Origin of the sequence: Ectobacillus funiculus (genome assembly GCF_004138295.1) — a bacterium.
In the GTDB taxonomy this organism is placed as follows: Bacteria; Bacillota; Bacilli; order Bacillales; family Bacillaceae_G; genus Ectobacillus; species Ectobacillus funiculus.
Genome location: NZ_SCFM01000107.1, coordinates 1 through 5,585, shown reverse-complemented (window position 1 = coordinate 5,585; position 5,585 = coordinate 1). Strand labels below are relative to the sequence as shown.

Annotated in this window: 5 protein-coding genes and 1 other RNA gene; 1 reads left to right on the top strand and 5 read right to left on the bottom strand. The window is 40.6% G+C overall.

Translation table 11 applies throughout. The features are described 5' to 3' along the window. From ssrA to secG, 5 genes are all read right to left on the bottom strand, one after another. Positions 1–96, bottom strand: a transfer-messenger RNA (tmRNA) gene (gene ssrA / locus EP737_RS27000); the annotation flags it as partial. A gap of 127 nt (positions 97–223) precedes the next feature. Next, positions 224–691 (bottom strand): SsrA-binding protein SmpB, encoded by a 468-nt coding sequence (gene smpB, locus EP737_RS24875; RefSeq protein ID WP_129732069.1) that lies wholly within the window; start codon positions 689–691, stop codon positions 224–226. Between the two features lie 116 nt (positions 692–807). Then, positions 808–3,138, bottom strand: coding sequence for a ribonuclease R (gene rnr / locus EP737_RS24870; RefSeq protein ID WP_129732067.1), 2,331 nt, complete (start codon positions 3,136–3,138; stop codon positions 808–810). Positions 3,139–3,292: 154 nt separating this feature from the next. Continuing rightward, positions 3,293–4,033, bottom strand: a complete 741-nt coding sequence (locus tag EP737_RS24865) for an alpha/beta hydrolase (protein ID WP_129732065.1) — start codon at positions 4,031–4,033, stop codon at positions 3,293–3,295. A 246-nt stretch (positions 4,034–4,279) separates the two neighbouring features. Further along, positions 4,280–4,510, bottom strand: coding sequence for a preprotein translocase subunit SecG (secG, locus tag EP737_RS24860; RefSeq protein WP_129732063.1), 231 nt, complete (start codon positions 4,508–4,510; stop codon positions 4,280–4,282). Between the two features lie 257 nt (positions 4,511–4,767). On the opposite strand from secG, the gene EP737_RS24855 reads away from it, so the two are divergent. Then, positions 4,768–5,376, top strand: a complete 609-nt coding sequence (locus tag EP737_RS24855) for an MFS transporter (protein WP_129732061.1) — start codon at positions 4,768–4,770, stop codon at positions 5,374–5,376. Positions 5,377–5,585: the final 209 nt, after the last annotated feature.

Here is a 5,585-nt window from a genome sequence, read left to right as displayed (position 1 = left end):
TGTTTGCCAGTTATAGGCGTTGACGTTTTAACGAGGCCGATCCCCTCGACTCGCAACTTAAGCTCGAACTACCCCTGTCGAATCCGTAACGTCCCCATTATAAGAAGACCCTTTACGGGAAGCTATCAAGAGAGCTCATGATGAGCTGTTTTTCAATGTGCATCAATCACTTACAAACTTATTATAACATGACTTTTACACCTTGCAATTGTAAGTTTTTGTATTATCCTTTTTGACGATCGCGGAAAGCGCGTTCGATTTCACGTTTTGCTTCCTTCTTCTTCAAATCCTCACGTTTATCATAATTCTTCTTACCCTTCGCTAACCCAAGCTGTATTTTTGCAAATCCGTTTTGCAAGTAAAGCTTAAGCGGCACGATTGTGTTCCCTGTTTCCTTCGTGTAGCCGATTAGTTTTTCAATCTCCCGGCGATGCAAGAGCAGCTTACGTGTACGAAGTGGATCATGATTGTAGCGATTTCCTTGTTCATACGGACTAATATGCATACCAAATACCCATATCTCACCGTTTTGAATACGAGCATACGCGTCCTTGAGATTGACCTTTCCAGCGCGAATTGATTTAATTTCCGTTCCTTGAAGGACAATACCGGCATCATATGTGTCTTCAATGAAATAGTCGTGGAATGCTTTTTTGTTTTGTGCAATTACCTTGCCGTGACCCTTTGGCATAGCCTGTCCCTCCCTTACTTGCCTTATTATAGCAAACAATATGATATTTCTCAATGCGGCCCGCTTCACCTAACATACTCTACAGAAAAGACGATGATTGCTCATCGTCTTCTTCCTTACCGTTTTTTCTTTTTCTTACGTTTAAAGCTTGGCGCATTTTCAAAGAATGACTTTTTCTTACCATCCCTTGCCTTTGCCTTCCCTCCGCGGTGATTATTTCCGTTTCCTTCTTCCGTTCGCTTTCGTCGTCCTCCGCGTGCTTCAGCAATCACTGTCGGACGGTCCTTGCGTTCGCGTCTTGGGCTTCCCTTCATGCCGACAACTTCAAAATCGATAGACCGCTCATCTTTATTAACCTTGACAACGCGAATCGTTACCTCGTCACCAATGCGGAACACCTTTCCTGTACGTTCTCCAATCATCGCATAATGCTGCTCATCATAACGATAATAATCGTCCGTTAAATAGCTAACGTGGATGAGACCTTCAATTGTGTTCGGCAGTTCGACAAACATACCAAAGTTTGTAACGGAGCTAATCATGCCCTCGAATTCTTCACCGATTTTATCCATCATATACTCAGCTTTTTTCAGCTCATCTGTTTCACGCTCAGCTTCTACGGCGCGGCGCTCCATATTGGATGAATGCTCTGCGATACTTGCTAATTTTTCACGCCATTTTGCCTGTGTATCTGCATCTATTCTTCCATTAATTAAGTATGTCCGAATGAGGCGATGAACAATTAAATCCGGATAACGACGAATTGGCGATGTGAAGTGTGTATAATATTCCGTAGATAATCCAAAGTGTCCAAGACTCTCCGCATCATAACGAGCTTGCTTCATGGAACGAAGCATAACAGTAGAGATAACCACCTCTTCTGGCTGACCTTGTACCATTTCAAGAATTTGCTGAAGGGCACGCGGATGAATATCATTTGCTTTCCCCTTCACTGTGTAGCCAAAATTCGTAATAAATTGGAAGAAGCGCTCTAGCTTATCTTCCTTCGGCTCTTCATGCACACGGTACATAAAAGGGACATTTAGCCAATGAAAATGTTCTGCAATTGTCTCATTGGCTGCTAGCATAAACTCTTCAATTAGTTTTTCTGCTGTAGAACGCTCCCTCAGCACAACATCCTTTGGTTGCCCATCTTCATCCACGAGAACCTTTGCTTCTTTAAAATCAAAATCGATCGCACCTCGAGTCATCCGTTTTTCACGGAGAATTGCTGCGAGCTCACCCATATCCTGGAACATTGGAATAAGTGCCTCGTACCGGGAAAACAGCTCCTCATCCTTATCCTCAAGAATACGGTTCACATCAAAATATGTCATCCGCTCCGTCGTTTTTATAACACTTTGGAAAATATCATGCTTTACGACCTCACCCTTTGCATTAATCTCCATCTCACAAGAAAGTGTTAACCGATCAACTTTTGGATTTAAGGAGCAAATACCATTTGAGAGACGGTGCGGAATCATTGGAATCACGCGGTCAACAAGATAGATACTCGTACCGCGGTCTGCCGCTTCTACATCAATTGGCGATCCTTCTGTGACATAGTGGCTAACATCTGCAATGTGCACGCCGAGCTTATAGTTTCCGTTATCCAGCTTTTTCACAGTAACAGCATCATCTAAATCCTTCGCATCTGCACCATCGATTGTTACAATCACTTCATTCCGCAAATCACGACGATTTTCTAGGTCTTTTGGGTCAATAGTATCTGGTACATTGTTTGCTTGGTCCAACACATCTGCTGGAAACATCATTGGCAGGCCATGCTTATGAATAACAGATAAAATATCCACACCTGGATCATTTTTATGACCAAGGATTTGAATAACTTCTCCTTCTGCACTCATACGATCCTGCGGATAAGCAGTGATTTTTACAACCACCTTATGACCTTCCACCGCCCCCATCGCCACATTCTTTGGAATAAAAATATCACTGATAATGCGTTTATCGTCAGGAATAACAAATCCAAAATTCTTCGATTCTGTATATGTACCAACTAGCTGCTTTGTGCCGCGTTCAATAATACGGACAATTGTGCCTTCTTTTCTAGAACCACTCGTTTCAGAATTGATGCGCGCTAGTACTGTATCACCATGCAGCGCACCATTTAGCTCTGTCGGCGGAATAAAAATATCATCCTGGCCCTTTTCCTCCGGCACAACAAACGCAAAGCCTCTTGAATGTCCTGTAAGCTTTCCCTTGAGCAGATTCATTTTTTCAGGCAAGCCATAGCGGTTGCTGCGAGTGCGTACAACCAAGCCCTTCTCTTCCATCAGAACAAGCGCCTTAACAAATTCTTTGAAATCCGCTGCTTCTTCAATACCGAACGCTTCCTCTAGCTCCTGCACGGTTAATGGTTTATATGCTTCTTCCTTCATAAAGGACAATAGCTTTTCTATATGTTTTTGGATTATTTCTTCCAAATGGGATCCCTCCTTCTTGTAACACAGATACAAGTATTATTTCCTATTTCCTAAATAAGTAGTATGTATAAATAATCTTTGGTACGAAAAAAGACAGCATTTCCTGTGTTTAAGACCTGATGCTGTCCTTCATCTCTTCTAAACTTATACTATTTTACCAATCGAGCTTTTCTAAAAATTGATAGATATCTTCATGCAGCTCATCTCGCTGCTTGTCCAATGTAATAACATGCGTAGATTCCTCATACCATTTGATTTGCTTCACATTGGATTCGACACCATTGTAAATAATATTAGCACTATCTGTATTAATCATTTCATCATGACGTGCTTGCACAACAAACGTTGGTGCATAAATCATATCAATATTATCGCGTACATCGCGCATCAAATTTTGCAGAGCCTTTAAGGTTTTCATCGGTGTCTGCTGAAACTGGAACATTTCTTCCTCAATTTCCTCATTTGATTTTCCCAGTCTTGTTTTATATTCTCTAGCGTATGCCAAAACTCCTTGATACATAATTTCTTCACTTTTAATATACATTGGCGCACACATCGGCACTACACCTACGATAGGTACTGTATAGGAGAGTTTTAATGAAAATACACCGCCAAGCGAAAGGCCGACAGCGGCAATTTTTTCATAGCCTCGTTCCTTTAAAAACTCGTACGCCTCCATGACATCTCTCCACCAGTCTTCTGGCCCTGTATGCACAAGTTCCTCCGGCGGGACACCGTGGCCCTTATAGATGGGGGCATGACATGTGTAACCCTTACCTTCTAAATAACGTCCCAGCATCCGGACGTCTGCTGAATGTCCTGTAAATCCGTGCAGCAGCAGCACTGCACGCTCTCCTGCCTCAAATGTAAATGGTTTTGGAGTTCCTACCTTCATATTCTTATCCTCTTTCCATATTGTATATCAATAATAGTAGTGTATCATATTGCTTTTGGATTAATCTAACATGACAAATTGCCGCCTAGTGGGCCACTAGGCGAGGGCAGCGGCGTATCCCTACTTATACTGTATTCCTAAAATTTCCGACTACGTCGAATTCACTTCTAGCTGGAAGCTTATACTTTCTTACAGTGCAAAAAAGATTCAACCGGGAACGGTGAATCTTTGCATATGCTGATAGCTTTATGCTACATACCCCACTAAAATAGCAAGTACAAAGAATAAAACAGCAGATATAACTGTTAAACGCTGCAAGACTGCTTCAAAACCGCGAACCTTTTGCTTTCCAAATAATTGCTCCGCGCCGCCTGAAATAGCACCAGAAAGACCTGCACTTTTACTCGATTGGAGTAAAACCAAGACAATCATAAAAAGGGATACAATAATTAATAAGACTGATAAAAACGTATGCACGTCATAACCTCCCATATTTCACACACAGTTAAGCTTATTATAAATGTACCATAAAGGCATGAACGGGACAAGGACTCGTTCAATGACCATTTTATTAGGACTTTTCCGACAACATATCCAAAAATCACAATTTGTTTTTCAGGCAATGGCAATCCTTGCACTAAACCCAAAGATATCACATGATTATCTAGGTAAACATTTAGTTATCCAGGTAAGTATTTTGCATTAGAAGCGTTTAAGAAAGAGGAGTAAATAATATGACAAAACCTAAACTGTGGACAAAGAATTTTATTGGCATTTCCCTTACGAGCTTTTTTATTTTTCTTATCTTTTATATGTTGACCGTTATACTTCCAATTTATGTGACTGATGAAATGCATGGGAATGGAACAGATATTGGAATTGTTGCAACTGTCTTTGTAGTTTCAGGAATTCTATTCCGCCCATTCACGGGTAAATGGTTTGATAAATATGGGGAAAACATTGTTATTTACCCTTCAATTCTAATTTTTGCAGTTGGTGTATTGGCTCTGAGCCAGGCTTCTTCCAGCTTCATGTTTTTACTGGCAGGAGGGTTTATTGGATTAGGATTTGGAACAATAAGCTCATGTTTTCAATCTATTGCAATCAAATCTTCGCCTGTAAATAGACGAGGAACTGCAACAGCCACATACTTTGTTTTATTTGATTCTGGATTTGCGATAGGCTCTTTCTTATTAGGAATAATAGCAGCAAACACGAGCTATGCAAATGTTTATTCATTAGGCTTCTTTATTATTCTGTTATCAGTAGTGATATACTATTTATTGCATGGGAGAAAAGCATCCCAAATGATTTCTTCTTCAGACGAAAAGTTATCTATTTAATTTTAGACTCTATTGAGATGATAATGTATGTTAATTTAATCCCTGAATAAGGGATTTTTTTTGTACAATTTTATTTCTTATTGAATTAGTTCCACGTCTTTAAAAAAAGCGGGCCTTGGAAGCTAGACACCACCCCGAAAAATTATACTTTCTTATCTTGTACAGAAAACTCGTCGATTGGCGATCCCCGCTCTTGGGCGAAGACAGAT